The following is a 16039-nucleotide window of genomic DNA, read 5'->3' on the forward strand; positions in this document are numbered from 1 at the left end:
AAATGTTTATTGTATTTTAGTTTTACTTAATTTAAAGTAATTTTGGTATGATATGTTTTTATAAAAATTTCTTTAGGAAAATTCATGGATATTAGAAAAGCTTATTTGGATTTTTTTGCATCAAAAGGACATGAGATAACCCCGTCAAGTCCTTTAGTTCCTGATGATGCAACTTTACTTTTTACTAATGCGGGTATGGTGCCTTTTAAAAGTATATTTACAGGAGAATTTCCACGCCCAAACCCTCCACGCAAAACAAGCTGTCAAACTTGTATAAGAGCGGGTGGAAAACACAATGACTTAGATAATGTAGGATATACCGCACGCCATCATACTTTTTTTGAAATGCTTGGAAATTTTAGCTTTGGAGATTATTTTAAAGAACAAGCCATAGCTTATGCTTGGGAATTTGTAACTGAAGTTTTAAAACTACCTAAAGATAGACTTTATGTAACCGTGCATGAAAACGATGATGAAGCTTTTAATCTATGGCAAAAACACATTCAAAAAGAAAGAATTTACAAATTTGGTGATAAAGATAACTTCTGGCAAATGGGCGATACTGGTCCTTGTGGTCCTTGTAGTGAGATTTTTTATGACCAAGGACAAGAGCATTTTAACTCAAGCGAAGATTATATGGGTGGAGATGGAGATAGATTTTTAGAAATCTGGAATCTTGTTTTTATGCAATACGAAAGAAGCGCTGATGGAGTGCTTAGCCCACTGCCAAAGCCAAGTATTGATACAGGAATGGGGCTTGAAAGGGTAACAGCGATTAAAGAAGGTAAATTTAGCAATTTTGATAGCTCGCTTTTTATGCCAATCATCAATGAAATTTCAAAACTTTGTAATAAAACTTATGTTTATGAAAGTGGAGCAAGTTTTAGAGTAATAGCCGATCATATAAGATCAAGTGTATTTTTACTTGCGCAAGGGGTAAGTTTTGACAAAGAAGGCAGAGGCTATGTTTTGCGTCGTATTTTGCGTCGTGCTTTAAGGCATGGATATTTGCTAGGTTTTAAACAAGCTTTTATGTATAAACTAGTTGATGTTGTATGCGATTTAATGGGCGGACATTATACCTATCTTAATGAGAAAAAAGACTTTATAAAAGAACAAATTCGCCTTGAAGAAGAAAGATTTTTAAGCACTATAGACAATGGGATTGAAATTTTTAATGAAGAGCTTAAAAACACTAAAGAAATTTTTAGCGGAGAAGTAGCCTTTAAGCTTTATGATACTTATGGTTTTCCGCTTGATTTAACGGCTGATATGCTAAGGGAAAAAAATCTTAAAGTTGATGAAGAAAAATTTGAACTTTTAATGAATGAGCAAAAAGCACGCGCTAAGGCTTCTTGGAAAGGAAGTGGAGATAAAACTGCAAGCGGAGATTTTAAAAACTTGCTTGAAAAATTTGGAGAAAATCATTTCATAGGTTATGAAAAAGCGGAATGCGAAAGTAAAATTTTAGCCCTTTTAGATGAAGATTTTAAAGAAGTTTCTACCCTTAAAGATGCGGGTTGGGTGATGCTTGAAAACACACCTTTTTATGCGACAAGCGGGGGGCAAAGTGCTGATAGTGGGTTTATAGCTAAGTGTGAAGTTTTAGATACGCAAAAGTTTTTTAATCTCAATCTTAGCTTTGTAAAAGCAGGTGAAGAACTAAAAGTTGGCGATATAGTTCATGCAAGAATCGATACAGAAAAAAGAGAGCAAATCGCACGCCACCACTCAGCCACTCATCTTTTACACCATGCTTTAAGAGAAATTTTAGGTTCTCATGTAAGTCAAGCAGGATCTTTGGTTGAAAGCAATAAACTAAGATTTGATTTTACTCATCATAAAGCTTTAAGCAAAGAAGAGCTAGAAAGCATTGAAAAAAGAGTCAATGAAATGATTATAAACTCAAGCGAAGCTATCTTAGAAAATATGCCTTTAGAAGAAGCTAAAAAAAGCGGTGCTATAGCATTGTTTAATGAAAAATACCAAGGCAATGTGCGTGTTTTAACTCTAGGTGAAAGCAAGGAACTTTGCGGAGGAACTCATGTTAAAAATACTGCTCAAATAGGAAGTTTTTACATAGTTAAAGAAAGCGGTGTGAGTGCTGGAGTTAGACGCATTGAAGCTGTGGTTTCTAAAGCGGCTTTAGAATTTGTAAAAAATCAACTTGAAGAACTTTCTAAAGCAAAAAATGAGCTTAAAAATAATGATATTTTAAGCGGGATTAAGAAACTTAAAAATGAAATTTTAAGTTTAAAAAATGAGCTTAAAAACTCAAGTAAAACCGAGCTTGATTCTAAAAATATCCAAGGTGTTGAAATTTGCGTAAAGCGTATAGATAATGGCGATATTAAAGCTATGATTGATGATTTTAAAAACAAATTTGCTAAAGCGGTGATTTTACTTATCCAAGTAAAAGATGAAAAAATCACTTTAGCAGCTGGTGTTAAAGATGCGCCTTTAAAAGCAGGAGCTTTAGTTAAAGAAGCGGCGCAAATTTTAGGTGGAAATGGTGGCGGAAGAGATGATTTTGCTACTGCAGGTGGAAAAGATTTAAACAAAATTGATGAAGCTTTAAAACAAAGCTTAGAAACGATAGAAAAAGCACTTTAATGTTAATTCTTGCTTCAAGTTCCATTTCAAGGGTTAACTTGCTTAAAACCGCAAAGATTGATTTTAGGCAAGTTAGTTTTGATTATGATGAAAATTTAAATAAAAATATTTCACCTTTTTTATATGTTCAAAAAATAGTTCTTGAAAAAGAAAAACAATTTTTAAGTGCTTTAGGCAAAGATTTTCAAAACCAAAATTTACTTTTTGCAGATAGTATAGTTTGTATAGATGAAAAAATTCTTACCAAAGCAAAGGATAAAAAAGAAGCCTATGAAATGCTTGCCTTGCAAAATGGCAAGTATGCAAGTATTTTATCGGCTTTTTTGCTTGTAAAACCTGAAAAAAGAGTTTTTTCTCTTTCAAAAACTACGCTTTATTTTAAAAATTTTGATGAAAATGCTTTAAGAGATTATGTAGAAAATGATCTTTATAAAGGCAAGGCGGGTTGTATTATGTGTGAGGGTTTTCATCAAAATTTCATCACCCAACAAGTAGGAAATCTAAGCACTGCTTTAGGGCTTGATATCCAAACTTTAAAGGCTTATTTATGAAAATATTAAAATATATTTTTTCATTTTTTACTCTTTTGTTTATAGCTGGATTTATTTATGTGGCTTATCTTTTCACAAGTGCTGATACTGAGGGTTATACTTTTAAAGAATACAAACCTCCTCTTACAACACAAATTTACGATAGAAATGGCAAGCTCGTGGCTAATATTTTTGAACAACATCGTTTTTACGCTCCTTATGAAGAGCTTCCTCCACGCCTTATAGAAGCTTTGGTTGCTATAGAAGATACAAGCTTTTTTGAACATAATGGAGTTAATATCGATGCCATTTTTAGAGCTGCTGTAAAAATCATAAAAAGCGGTGGAAAAACCATGGAAGGAGCTTCCACTCTTACCCAGCAATTTATTAAAAACACAGAATTAACCCCAGAAAGAACTATTACGCGTAAAATTCGCGAAGCTTTGCTTGCTTATAAAATGGAAACCATTTTAACTAAAGAGCAAATTTTAGAAAGGTATTTAAATTTTATCTTTTTTGGACATGGGTATTATGGAGTAAAAACCGCAGCTTTGGGGTATTTTCATAAAAATTTAAATGAATTAAGCCTTAAAGAGATTGCTATGCTAGTAGGTATGCCAAAAGCACCTAGCAGTTATGATCCTACAAAGCATTTAGATCTTTCCATTTCAAGAGCAAATAATGTTATTTCAAGAATGTATAATCTAGGTTGGATTTCAAAAGCAGATTATGATACGGCCATCAAAGAAATTCCGCAAGTTTATGATGATACGCTTACTCAAAATACTGCTCCTTATGTCGTAGATGAAGTGATTAAACAATTAAGCCCTAATATCAAAGACTTAAAAACAGGTGGATATAAAATCATTTTAAATATAGACTTAGATGTTCAAAATATGGCGCAGAATGCTTTGAAATTTGGTTATGATGAGATAGTAAAACGCGATAAAGATGCAAATTTAAGCACTTTAAACGGAGCCATGGTCGTGGTAAATCATCAAAGTGGTGATGTTTTAGCTTTGGTAGGTGGGGTTGATTATGAAAAAAGTAATTATAACCGTGCTACTCAAAGTATGCGTCAACCTGGAAGCTCTTTTAAACCTTTTGTGTATCAAGTGGCGATTAATTTAGGATATTCGCCTATGAGTGAAATTGCTGATATTTCTAGAATTTTTGAAGGTGGAGCGGGTAATAATGAGGATTGGAAACCTAAAAATGAAGGGGGTAAATTTTTAGGTTTAATTACCTTAAAAGAAGCTTTAACAAGATCAAGAAATTTAGCTACCATTAATCTCGCACTTGATATGGGGCTTGATGTTCTTTACTCTAAACTAATGGAATTTGGATTTAAAGATATACCGCCTAATTTATCAATCGTATTGGGAAGTTTTGGTATTTCTCCTTTGGAGTATTCGAAATTTTATACCATGTTTGGGAACTATGGTATAATTAAAGATCCTCAAATTATCAGACAAGTTCAGGATAAAACCGGTAAAACCATCATGGAATTTAACTCAAATGAGCGTAAAGTCAGCAATGAAGCGCAAAGTTTTCTGGTTTTAGATATGATGAGAAATGTTGTTGAAAAAGGCACAGGGCGTAATGCAAGAGTAAAAGATATAGAAATAGCAGGAAAAACAGGAACAACGAATAAAAGTGTTGATGCTTGGTTTTGTGGACTTACGCCTGAAATAGAAGCAATCATTTGGTATGGAAATGATAACAACAAGCCTATGCGTTATACAGAAGGTGGCGCTAGAACGGCTGCTCCTGTGTTTAGAGAATTTTTAACTCAATATATAGAAAAATTCCCTGATACAACTAGAAAATTTAGCATTCCTAATGGAGTTTATCGTGGAAATTATAAAGGAGAAAGTGCTTATTATACCACCAAATCACCATTACCAAAAGTAAATATGAAATTTAATGAAAGTGAGATTATATTTTGAAAGTAGTTCCTTTCTACTTTCAAAATGATTAAGCTTTTTTGATGATTATTTCATCATCTTTTGCATCAATGATAATGCTATCATTTTCATGAAGTTCATCAGCAAGTATCATATCGCTTAATTTATCTTCTATAAGATCATAAATAGCTCTTCTTAAAGGTCTAGCACCAAAATCAGGGTCAAAACCATCTTTAGCGATTAAAAGAGCTGCATTTTCGCTTAAACTCGCTTTTATCCCCTTGTTTTCTAAGCTCATTTGTAAATCTTTAAATAAAAGCTTAACTATTTCATAAGCTTCATCTTTTCCAAGTGGATTAAAGGTGATAATATCATCTAAGCGGTTTAAAAACTCAGGTTTAAAGAAAATTTTTAACTCATTTTTTACCGCATCTTCTTGTTCTTTTCCACTTAAATTCATAATAGCACTTGAGGCGATATTAGAAGTTAAAATGATAATGGTATTTTTAAAATCCACTGTTACACCTTTGCTATCGGTTGCTCTACCATCATCTAAAATCCCTAAAAGCACATTAAATACATCTTTATGTGCTTTTTCAACTTCATCAAACAAAAGCACGCTATAAGGTTTTCTTCGTACAGCTTCAGTAAGCTCTCCACCTTCTTCATGTCCTATGTATCCTGGAGGTGCACCTAAGAGTCTTGAAACACTATGTTTTTCCATAAATTCACTCATATCAAAGCGAATCATTGCTTTTTCATCATCAAATAAAAATTTCGCCAAAGCTTTAGCTGATTGTGTTTTTCCTACCCCTGTTGGCCCTAAAAACAAAAAGCTTCCTATAGGTTTATTGTCCGCATTAAGTCCTGCTTTGTTGCGTTTAATGGCTCTAGCTAAAGCACTTAAGGCCTTATCTTGTCCTATGACACTTTCTTTTAAATGTTTTTCCACTTCTAAGAATTTTTGTTTTTCAGAGGTTAGCATTTTTTGCACGCTAATACCTGTCCATTTGCTTAAAATTCCAGCAACCAAATCCTCATCTACTTGATTTTTAAGTAAAACTCCATTTTCGCTCATTTTTTTCCATTTATCTTCTAAAATTTCTACTTCTTTTTCAAGACTTGGAATTTTTCCATACTCTAACTCAGCTGCTTTTTGAAATTCACCTCTAGCTTTAGCTAAAGAAGCTTCATTTTTAAGTAGATCAATTTCTTTTTTCTTAGTGCTTATATCATCAAAAACACTTTTTTCATTTTCAAACTGTGAATTTAGGGCATTTTGTTTTTCTTTTAAATTAGCTAGTTCTTTTGTGATTTCATCGAGTCTTTTTTGATTTTTCTCATCATTTTCCATTTTTAAAGCTTCATTTTCAACTTCTAAAGTTTCTATATCTTTGCGTACTTTTCTTAAAGAACTTGGTTCACTTTCAATTTGCATTTTCAGTTCAGCTGCAGCTTCATCGATTAAATCAATGGCTTTATCAGGTAAAAAACGATCTGCTATATAACGCTTTGAAAGTTTAGCTGCGGCTACTAAAGCGCTATCATTTATAGTTACATTATGATGAATTTCAAGCTTTTCTTTTATACCCCTTAACATAGCCAAAGCCTCATTAACACTTGGCTCACCTACATTTACAGGCTGAAAACGGCGCTGCAAGGCTGCATCTTTTTCAAAATATTTACGATATTCTTTTAAAGTAGTTGCGCCTATGGTATGGAGTTCACCTCTTGCAAGAGCGGGTTTTAAAATATTTGCCGCATCCATACTGCCTTCACTCGCTCCAGCACCTACTATAGTGTGAATTTCATCGATAAAAAGAATGATATTTTCACTTTTTATCACTTCATTAACCACAGCTTTTAATCTATCTTCAAATTCTCCTCTGTATTTTGCGCCTGCAATTAAAGCACTCATATCAAGAGCGATGACTTTTTTATTTTGTAAAGATTTTGGAACATCTTTTTTGATAATTCTTTGCGCTAAAGCTTCTACTATAGCTGTTTTTCCTACACCTGGTTCACCTAAAAGTATAGGGTTATTTTTGGTTTTACGTATTAAAATTTGCATCAAGCGTTCGATTTCTTCTTCTCTACCTATAACAGGATCAAGTTTACCCTCACTTGCTTTTAAGGTTAAATCTATACCAAATTTATTTAAGCTATCTAAGGTTTCATCGCTTGTTTTGCTATCTATTTTGCGTCCTGCCCTTAGACTTTCAAGCTCTTTTTGAAATTCTCTTAAATCTAAAAATTGCGCTAAAATTTCTTTAATAGGACTTTTTTGACTTTCACTTATAAGCCAAGTATCCACACTTAAATAACTATCTCCATTAGCACTCATCAATCCTTTAGCATTTTCTAATGAATTTATAAGTTCATTGGAAAAGCGTATATTTTCACGGCTTACATTTGAACTCGTTGCAAGTTTTGAAATTCTGCTTTTAATTTCAAGCTCTAAGGCTTCTTTAGAAATATTTAATTTATTTAAAATTTGATTTAAAATACTTGTACTATCTACGCTTAAAGCCCATAAAAGGTGCAAAGATACGACTTCGGTATTTTTAGAATGTATAGCTAAAGATGCTGCACTTTCAAGGTTTGAAAGCATATTATCAGTTAAAAAATCTTGTATATTTGCCATGTTTTATCCTTTATTTAGTTTATATACTTGACATTATATAACTTTAGTCATATAATGTCAAATTAATTGAGTAAAATTTTTTAAATAATAGGACAAATGACTAATTTTAGATTATTTCATAAACATATCTATAGCCTTGTTTAATTCTTCTATGCTTTGAATATCATTTTCTTCTATAGCATGTACCATACAATGAGCTAAATGTTCTTTTAAAACTACTTTTGCAGTATTGTTAACTTCGGCTTTTACGGCAGCAAGCTGGATTAAAATTTCACTACAGTCTTTGTCATTTTCAACCATTCTTTTAATAGCGCTTAAATGCCCTATGGTTCTACTTAGACGATTGCAAACTGCTTTAAGATGTTTTTGAGAATGTGTATGAGTATGTTTTTCTTGGCACATTGTATTAACTTTCTTTTTGGAATTTTTAGTCTATTTTAACATATTTTTAAGAATTTAAATTTATTTACGAAGTTTTAAGTAATTTTTATTAAAATTTAGTCTTTAAACTAAAACTCAATAATGGAGCTTATTTTGAAAACAAAACGATTTTTTGCAGGTCTTGCAGGCTTTGCCACTACTTTTATTTTATGTCTATTTTTAACGAGTCATTTACAAGCTAAAGTTGATCAAAAAGAAGAGCAGGTTCAAAAACGCCTAGAAGCTTTAGATAAGCTTACAAAAACTCTTGCCATAGTAGAGCAATACTATGTGGATGATCAAAATATCAGCGATTTGGTGGATAAATCTTTATCAGGACTTTTAAGCAATCTTGATGCGCATTCTTCTTTTTTAAATGAAAAAGATTTTAATGATATGAAAATTCAAACCAATGGCGAATTTGGTGGCCTTGGTATAACCGTAGGTATGAAAGATGGCGCTTTAACAGTTGTTTCTCCTATAGAAGGAACACCAGCAGATAAAGCAGGGATAAAATCAGGAGATATTATTTTAAAAATTAATGATGAGGCCACTTTAGGAATTAATCTCAATGATGCTGTAGATAAAATGCGTGGTAAGCCAAAAACTCAAATCACTTTAACCATCTTTAGAAAAGGTGCAACAAAACCTTTTGATGTTACACTTACAAGAGAAATTATTAAGATAGAAAGTGTTTATGCAAAAATGATAGAAAATGAAAACATTCTTTATCTTAGAGTTACAAATTTTGATAAAAATGTTGTAGATGTGGCAAGTAAAGAACTTAAAAAATATCCTAATGTTAAAGGGGTTATTTTAGATCTTAGAAATAATCCTGGTGGACTTTTAAATCAAGCTATAGGACTTGTAAATTTATTTGTAGATAAAGGTGTTATTGTTTCTCAAAAAGGACGCATCGCAAGTGAAAATCAAGAATATAAAGCCGATCCTAAAAACAAAATTTCTAATGCTTCTTTGGTTGTGCTTGTAAATGGTGGAAGTGCTAGTGCAAGTGAAATCGTAAGTGGAGCTTTACAAGATCTTAAACGCGGTGTTATTGTGGGTGAAAATACTTTTGGAAAAGGTAGTGTTCAACAAATCATACCTATTAATAAAACTGAAGCTTTAAGGCTTACTATTGCAAGATATTATCTTCCAAGCGGCCGTACTATTCAAGCAGTGGGTGTAAAACCTGATATTGAAGTTTTTCCAGGTAAAGTAAATACTCAAGAAGATGGTTTTTCTATAAAAGAAAGCGACTTAAAACAACATTTAGAAAGTGAGCTTGAAAAAATAGATAAAAATAAAAAAGAAGATAAACAAGAAAATAAAGACAATAAAAATCTAATCAGTCAAAAACAAATCAATGATGACGCACAGTTAAAATCAGCTATTGATACTATTAAAATTTTAAATATCAAACAAGGACAATAAAATGACAAAAAAAGAAATGCTCTACGAAGGAAAAGGTAAAAAACTTTTCAAAACTGATGATGAAAATTTACTAATTAGTGAGTTTAAAGATGATTTAACTGCTTTTAATGCAGAAAAAAGAGGCAATGAAAGTGGAAAAGGCGCATTAAACTGTAAAATCAGTACTGAAATTTTTCATTTGCTTGAAAAAAATGGGATTAAAACCCATTTGGTAGAAACTATAAGCGATACAGAACAAGTGGTTAAAAAATGTAAAATTGTTCCTATTGAAGTTATAGTACGCAATGTTGCAACAGGTTCTCTTACAAAAAGACTGGGCATTAAAGATGGCACTGTACTACCTTTTGCTTTGGTAGAATTTTGTCTTAAAGATGATGCCTTAGGCGATCCTTTTATCAATGATGAGCATTGTTTGATTTTAAATTTAGTGCAAAATGAAGCTCAAATTAGTGAAATTAAAAATATAGCTAGAAAGATTAACTCTATTTTAACTCCATTTTTTGACAATAAGAATTTAAGGCTGATTGACTTTAAAATCGAACTGGGTTTAACTAAAGATAATGAGCTTGTTTTAGCTGATGAAATAAGTCCTGATAGTTGTAGATTTTGGGATAAATTTAGTAATGAAAAATTAGACAAAGATAGATTTCGTCAAGATCTAGGTAATGTAAAAATGGCTTATGAAGAAGTTTTAAAAAGAATATTAAATTAAGGAAAAATATGGAAGTTATTGTAAATATTTCTTTAAAAAATGGGGTTTTAGATCCACAGGGCAAAGCGGTGGAAAAAGCTTTGCATTCTTTAAATTTTAATAGCGTAAAAGAAGTAAAAATAGCAAAACAAATCAAAATTTCTCTTGATGAGAAAGATGAAAAATTAGCCAAAGAACAAGTCAAAAAAATGTGTGAAGAGTTGTTGGTAAATAGCGTCATTGAAGATTATGAGCTTATAATTGAGAAAGAGTAAAATGAAAGTTGCTATTATTAGATTTCCAGGGACAAATTGTGAATTTGATACAGCTTATGCCTTTGAAAAACTTGGAGTAAAAACGCAGATTGTTTGGCATGAAGAAAAAGAATTTGATGCAGATTTAGTTGTTTTGCCAGGCGGATTTTCTTATGGAGATTATCTAAGATGTGCAGCTATTGCAAAACTTGCTCCTGTTATGCAAGGTGTTTTTAATCATGCAAAAAAGGGAGGATATATCTTAGGTATTTGTAATGGTTTTCAAATTTTACTTGAAAGCGGTCTTTTAAAAGGTGCAATGAAGCATAACAACAATCTTAGCTTTATCTCAAAAAACCAAAATTTAAGAGTAGTTTCTAATGATAATACCTTTTTGAAAAATTTCAAAAAAGATGAAATTATTAATTTGCCAATTGCCCATGGAGAGGGAAATTATTACGCTGATGAGGCTACTTTAAAAGAATTGCAAGATAAAGATCTTATTACTCTAAAATACGAGTCAAATCCAAATGGTTCTGTATTTGATATCGCAGGAATTTGTGATGAAAACAAAAAAATCTTTGGACTCATGCCACATCCTGAGCGTGCTTATGAAAAAGTTCTGGGTAATGATCTAGGTTTAAAAATGCTTAAAGGCTTTTTATTTTGAAAATTTTATTAACTTTAATTTTTAGTGTTGTTGTATTGTTTGGCAGAGGTGAAATTTCTGTATTTAGCGGCCAAGATGAAAATATGCAAAAAGAATTACAAAAATTACCCCAAGAAGAACAAAAAATTTATCAAAATATTCCGCCAAGCGATGAAAATAATGACTTTGAAAGCAATGTAGATGATCCTTTTATAGCTAAAGGGAGTTTGGTTCTTACAAATGATGAATATCCAAGTAGGGTATATGTTGGAGAAGTTTTTCCTATTACGATCTATGCTCGCACTACGGAAAATACAAAATTTGATTTTAACATAAGCGTAGAAAAAACTAATTTATCTTTTTTAAATCCAGATGCAAAATGGGAATTTATCAATAACGAATATAAAACAACTTTATGGTTTGAAGCTAAAAATTCAAATGCTAGTTTGAGTAAAATTTCTATCAAACTTCTTAGAAATAATGAAGCTTTTCAAGAGGCTGATATCAATCTGAATCCTATCAAATTTGAAAATACTTTATCCAATAAAGATTTTTCACACCTTGTGGCAAGTTCTTTGGAAATTAAAAAAGTTAAAGCGAGTTATTTTGATGATGCTAATATCATTATGATGGTAGAACTAAACGCAACCAATACAAATCTTAAAAGCTTTTTTATAGAAGGAATTCAAAAGCAAGGCATTGAAAATTTAAAAGGGGATTTTAATGCTTCTAGTGCTTTTTATTATGCTATTTTGCCATTAAGTAAAACAAATTTTGAATTTTCGTATTTCAATAAGGACAGTAAAAAGCTTGAAAATATAAATTTAAAACTAAAAATTAGTGACGATGAGATCAGCACTCAGAGTGATTTAAATCCTGTAAATAAAGACTTAAATATTTATAAACAATATACCTTATGGTTTTTAGCGGTTTTATTTGGAGCTTTATTTGTATGGAGAAAAAATTACATTATTCTGGCTTTGGCAGTTGTTTGTTTTGCGCTTAGTTTTCTTGTAGATACCAATACTCAAAATGCGATTATCAAGGCTGGTTCTAGGGCTAAAATTTTACCTACAGAGCCTTCAACTTATTTTTATACGGCAAATGCAGATGAAAAAGTAGAAGTTTTAGGCAAAAGACAAAATTATATTAAAGTACTGTTTTCTGATGGAAAAATAGGTTGGGTTAATAAAGATGATTTACAAAAAAATTAAAGCTCTTTATTTTTGGATTTTTTTTGTTTTAAGCGTTGCTTTGGTGGTTTTTTGTTTTTACTTTACAAAATCTCAAAACACACTTTGGAAAATCCGCAAAATTTGGGCTAAATTTCAAAGATATACCATCTCTTATAAACAAGAAATCATTGGTACTTTTAATCCACAAGCTCAGATGATTTTAATGAATCATCAAAGTGCTTTAGATATCATTGCTTTAGAAGAATTATATCCTAAAAATTTATGCTGGATTGCCAAAAAAGAATTAGGAGAAATTCCTATTTTCAAAGTCGCTATGAAAAAACCAAAACTTCTTTGTATAGATAGAAAAAATCCGCGTGATTTGGTACGAGTTTTAAAAGAAGCAAAAGAAAGAATTAGCGAAGATAGGGTTTTGGCTATTTTTCCAGAAGGAACTAGATCTAAGAATGAAAAAATGCTTAAATTTCAAAGTGGAGCAAAAATTTTAAGTGAAAAATTAAATCTTAAAGTTCAGCCTATTTTAATTGTGGATTCTGCAAAAATTTTAGACACAAAAAGTTTTAGTGCAAGCAGTGGAGTACTTAAAATCATTTGTATGGATTTAGTCGATACAAATGATGACAAATGGCTTGAAAACACTAGAAAAAAAATGCAAGAATTGCTCGAGCAAGAAAGAGCTAAGCTTTGCTAAATACCCTTTTAGTTGTTGGTTTTGGGGGATTTATAGGAGCAATATTAAGAATGCTTTCTATAAATTTAGTGAATAAATTTTTTCCTTATTCTATCAACCTTGGAACTCTTTTTGTTAATGTTTTGGGTTCTTTTATCATAGGACTTTTGTTTTCTTATGTACAAAATAAAGGTTTATCTCCTTTACTTAAAAGCTTTATAGGTACAGGTTTTTTAGGAGCTTTTACAACTTTTTCTACTTTTTCTTATCAAAATTTACTTCTTTTGCAAAGTGGAAATTATCTTCATTTTGCGTTAAATATTATCTTAAATGTCTTTCTTTGCTTATTTGCCGCATGGCTTGGTTTTATAATTTTCAAATAAATCTTTAAATTTACTTTAGAATTTGTATTTTTTGCTAAAATACCACTTTAAAAAATTACAAAGGAGATTAAAATGCAATTTCAAACCGAAGTAAATCAGCTTTTACAGCTTATGATACACTCTTTATATTCTAATAAAGAAATTTTTTTAAGAGAACTTATTTCAAACGCAAGCGACGCTTTAGATAAGCTTAATTTTTTGAGTGTAAGTGATGATAAATATAAAAGCTTAAAATTCGAACCTAAAATTGAAATCAAAATTGACAAAGATAAAAAAACTTTAAGCATTAGTGATAATGGTATAGGTATGGATAAAGATGATCTTATCAACAACCTTGGAACCATAGCAAAAAGCGGTACTAAAAGCTTTTTAGAAAATTTGAGCGGTGATGCTAAAAAAGATTCTCAACTCATAGGACAATTCGGAGTAGGTTTTTATTCTGCTTTTATGGTGGCTAGTAAAATCGAAGTTTTAAGTAAAAAAGCTTTAGATGATAAAGCTTATCTTTGGAGTTCTGATGCAAATGGTTATGAGATTGATGACGCAAACAAAGAAGAACAAGGAACAAGCATTACTTTATATTTAAAAGATGATGAGTTTGCTAATACTTATAAAATCGAAAGCATTATTGAAAAATATTCTAATCATATTCAATTTCCAATTTTCATGGAAAAAGAAGAATTTACTCCTGCTAAAGAAGGCGAAGAAGAAGGGAAAACTGAACTTAAAATTTCTCAAATCAATAAAGCCAATGCTTTATGGAGAATGCAAAAATCAAGCCTTAAAGCAGAAGATTATGAAAGATTTTATGAGCAAAATTTTCATGATTCAAACAAACCTTTACTTTATCTTCACACTAAAAGCGAAGGAAAATTAGAATACAATTCTTTATTTTTCATACCACAAAATGCACCTTTTGATTTATTCCGTGTGGATTATCAAAGTGGCTTAAAACTTTATGTAAAACGCGTATTTATCAGTGATGACGATAAAGAACTTTTACCAACTTATTTGCGTTTTGTGCGTGGGATTATCGATGTAGAAGATTTGCCGCTTAATGTAAGCCGTGAAATTTTACAAGAAAATCAAATTTTAAAAGGTGTTAAAGAAGCTAGCGTTAAAAAGATTTTAGGTGAACTTGAAAAACTAAAAAACAATGATAAAGAAAAATACTTATCTTTCTTTAAAACCTTTGGCAAGGTATTAAAAGAAGGACTTTATGGTTTTGGTGGAGAAAAAGACGGTCTTTTAAAACTCATGCTTTATAAAAGCACTAAAGGTGAAAATTTACGCTCTTTAGAGGAGTATAAAAATGACCTTCAAGGCGAACAAAAGGAAATTTTTTATATAGCAGGAAATAATGAAAGTTTATTAAGAACCTCTCCTTTGCTTGAAGAGTATAAACAAAAAAATATAGAAGTTTTACTCATGGACGATGAGATTGATTCTTTAGTAACTCCTATGCTAGAATTTGAAGGTTTGAAATTTGTAGCCATCAATCAAGTAGAAGATAAAAATGAACTAAGTGATGAAGAAAAAAATACTTTTGCTCCACTTGTAGCTAAATTTAAAGAACTTCTAAAAGATCAAGTTGAAGATGTAAGACTAACCAGTCGTTTAAAAGATAGCCCAAGTTGTATAGTTTATGATAAAAATAAACCTGATTTTGCTATGCAGCAACTCTTAAAACAAATGGGTCAAGAGCAAAATTTCAAACCTATTTTAGAAATCAATCCAAAACACGCTATTTTTACAGGTCTTAAAAACAACGAAACTTTTAGCGCAGATATAGCAACCCTAGTTTTAAATATGGCAAAACTAAGCGAAGGTATGGGCGTGGATAATCCTGCTGAATTTAATGCAAGCCTTACAAAAATCATCAACAAGGCTTTTTCATGATAGAGAATATCCCTGCAAGTCTTTGGACAAAGCAAGATTTAAACGCATATCAAATTTTTGATGTGCGCACTCCTTTAGAATGGGAAGAAGGTATTTTACCTAATGCGCAATGTGTGGCTTTATATGATAATAAAGGGCTTTTAAATGCTAAATTTTTAGATGAATTTCAAAGTAAAAGAGATGAAAATAAAAAACTTGCTTTTATTTGTCGTAGTGGTCATAGAAGCATGGTTGCAGCTGAATTTATAGCCGAAAAATTGGGACTTGAAAGCATTAATTTAGATGGCGGCATGCTAGCCCTTAAGGGTTATTAATGCTAGGAATTTATTTACTCATAGCAGCTTTGTCTTTTTTAGCTCTTTATTTTGCTGTTAAAAAGCTTACTTTAAATATAGATGAGCGAACTCTTTTAGAGCCTATTAAAATGGATATTTATCCGAAATTTTGTGATTTAATCGATGAAAAAATCAGAGAATTTAAAGAAAATATCCAAAATACTAATTTAGCATTAAAAATTTCTTATCAAAAAGATGAATTTTTAGAAAAACTTGGGGATTTAAGCAGGGAGCTGACTTTCATACAAACCATGAATTTGAGTAATAAAAACGATAGTATTTGGCAAAACGAACTTTTTTCTTTTTTAAAAGAATTAGAAAATTTATTGCTTGAGTATCTAGAAAAAGGGGAAGAAGAAGCTGAAAATTTAAGAGAATTTCTGATGAATGAATTTGAAAAACTAAAAGGTTAGG

General features: G+C 31.0%; 14 protein-coding genes and 1 pseudogene. 13 read left to right on the plus strand and 2 right to left on the minus strand.

The window, feature by feature from the left end; translation table 11 throughout:
• The first annotated feature begins 84 nt into the window (after nucleotides 1-84).
• From alaS to AJN58_RS02085, 3 genes are read left to right on the plus strand one after another with little or no spacing between them, the layout of a single operon-like run.
• On the plus strand, nucleotides 85-2613 hold the full coding sequence (gene alaS, locus AJN58_RS02075) for an alanine--tRNA ligase (RefSeq protein ID WP_070233410.1): 2529 nt from the start codon (nucleotides 85-87) through the stop codon (nucleotides 2611-2613).
• Entirely contained in the window at nucleotides 2613-3164 is a 552-nt protein-coding gene (gene maf / locus AJN58_RS02080; RefSeq protein ID WP_044779938.1) for a septum formation inhibitor Maf, read from the plus strand. The genes alaS and maf overlap by 1 nt, the downstream gene beginning before the upstream one ends.
• Nucleotides 3161-5092 (plus strand): penicillin-binding protein 1A, encoded by a 1932-nt coding sequence (locus AJN58_RS02085; RefSeq protein WP_070233411.1) that lies wholly within the window; start codon nucleotides 3161-3163, stop codon nucleotides 5090-5092. The genes maf and AJN58_RS02085 overlap by 4 nt, the downstream gene beginning before the upstream one ends.
• A gap of 28 nt (nucleotides 5093-5120) precedes the next feature.
• Here the strand turns inward: AJN58_RS02085 and AJN58_RS02090 are convergent, their stop codons facing one another.
• Together AJN58_RS02090 and AJN58_RS02095 are read right to left on the minus strand one after the other, a co-directional pair.
• Nucleotides 5121-7694: an ATP-dependent Clp protease ATP-binding subunit gene (locus AJN58_RS02090; RefSeq protein WP_070233412.1), complete on the minus strand. Its 2574-nt coding sequence runs from the start codon at nucleotides 7692-7694 to the stop codon at nucleotides 5121-5123.
• Between the two features lie 111 nt (nucleotides 7695-7805).
• Nucleotides 7806-8096: a metal-sensing transcriptional repressor gene (locus tag AJN58_RS02095; protein ID WP_002859054.1), complete on the minus strand. Its 291-nt coding sequence runs from the start codon at nucleotides 8094-8096 to the stop codon at nucleotides 7806-7808.
• Nucleotides 8097-8213: 117 nt separating this feature from the next.
• Here AJN58_RS02095 and AJN58_RS02100 point away from each other — a divergent pair, with 117 nt between their 5' ends.
• From AJN58_RS02100 to AJN58_RS02145, 10 genes and pseudogenes are all read left to right on the plus strand, one after another.
• A complete protein-coding gene (locus tag AJN58_RS02100) occupies nucleotides 8214-9548 on the plus strand; it encodes a S41 family peptidase (protein WP_002856815.1) in 1335 nt (444 codons plus the stop codon).
• Between the two features lies 1 nt (nucleotide 9549).
• Complete coding sequence (gene purC / locus AJN58_RS02105; protein WP_002880951.1) at nucleotides 9550-10260, plus strand: phosphoribosylaminoimidazolesuccinocarboxamide synthase; 711 nt, start codon at nucleotides 9550-9552, stop codon at nucleotides 10258-10260.
• An 8-nt stretch (nucleotides 10261-10268) separates the two neighbouring features.
• Complete coding sequence (purS, locus tag AJN58_RS02110; protein ID WP_002858611.1) at nucleotides 10269-10514, plus strand: phosphoribosylformylglycinamidine synthase subunit PurS; 246 nt, start codon at nucleotides 10269-10271, stop codon at nucleotides 10512-10514.
• Nucleotide 10515: 1 nt separating this feature from the next.
• Nucleotides 10516-11188 (plus strand): annotated as a pseudogene (gene purQ, locus AJN58_RS02115) (phosphoribosylformylglycinamidine synthase I).
• Nucleotides 11160-12356, plus strand: coding sequence for an SH3 domain-containing protein (locus AJN58_RS02120; protein WP_002870959.1), 1197 nt, complete (start codon nucleotides 11160-11162; stop codon nucleotides 12354-12356). The pseudogene purQ and the gene AJN58_RS02120 overlap by 29 nt, the downstream one beginning before the upstream one ends.
• Nucleotides 12337-13029, plus strand: a complete 693-nt coding sequence (locus AJN58_RS02125; RefSeq protein ID WP_070233413.1) for a lysophospholipid acyltransferase family protein — start codon at nucleotides 12337-12339, stop codon at nucleotides 13027-13029. Before AJN58_RS02120 ends, AJN58_RS02125 begins: the two co-directional genes overlap by 20 nt.
• Nucleotides 13023-13391: a fluoride efflux transporter CrcB gene (gene crcB, locus AJN58_RS02130; RefSeq protein WP_079860125.1), complete on the plus strand. Its 369-nt coding sequence runs from the start codon at nucleotides 13023-13025 to the stop codon at nucleotides 13389-13391. The genes AJN58_RS02125 and crcB overlap by 7 nt, the downstream gene beginning before the upstream one ends.
• A 72-nt stretch (nucleotides 13392-13463) precedes the next feature.
• Nucleotides 13464-15290, plus strand: coding sequence for a molecular chaperone HtpG (gene htpG / locus AJN58_RS02135; RefSeq protein WP_002921604.1), 1827 nt, complete (start codon nucleotides 13464-13466; stop codon nucleotides 15288-15290).
• Nucleotides 15287-15604, plus strand: a complete 318-nt coding sequence (locus AJN58_RS02140) for a rhodanese-like domain-containing protein (protein WP_002861250.1) — start codon at nucleotides 15287-15289, stop codon at nucleotides 15602-15604. The genes htpG and AJN58_RS02140 overlap by 4 nt, the downstream gene beginning before the upstream one ends.
• The gene (locus AJN58_RS02145; protein WP_070233415.1) at nucleotides 15604-16038 is read left to right on the plus strand and encodes a hypothetical protein; all 435 of its coding nucleotides are present in this window, start codon (nucleotides 15604-15606) and stop codon (nucleotides 16036-16038) included. Before AJN58_RS02140 ends, AJN58_RS02145 begins: the two co-directional genes overlap by 1 nt.
• Nucleotide 16039 lies beyond the last annotated feature (1 nt).

The organism is Campylobacter sp. BCW_4321, from assembly GCF_001763075.1.
Taxonomy (GTDB): Bacteria; Campylobacterota; Campylobacteria; order Campylobacterales; family Campylobacteraceae; genus Campylobacter_D; species Campylobacter_D jejuni.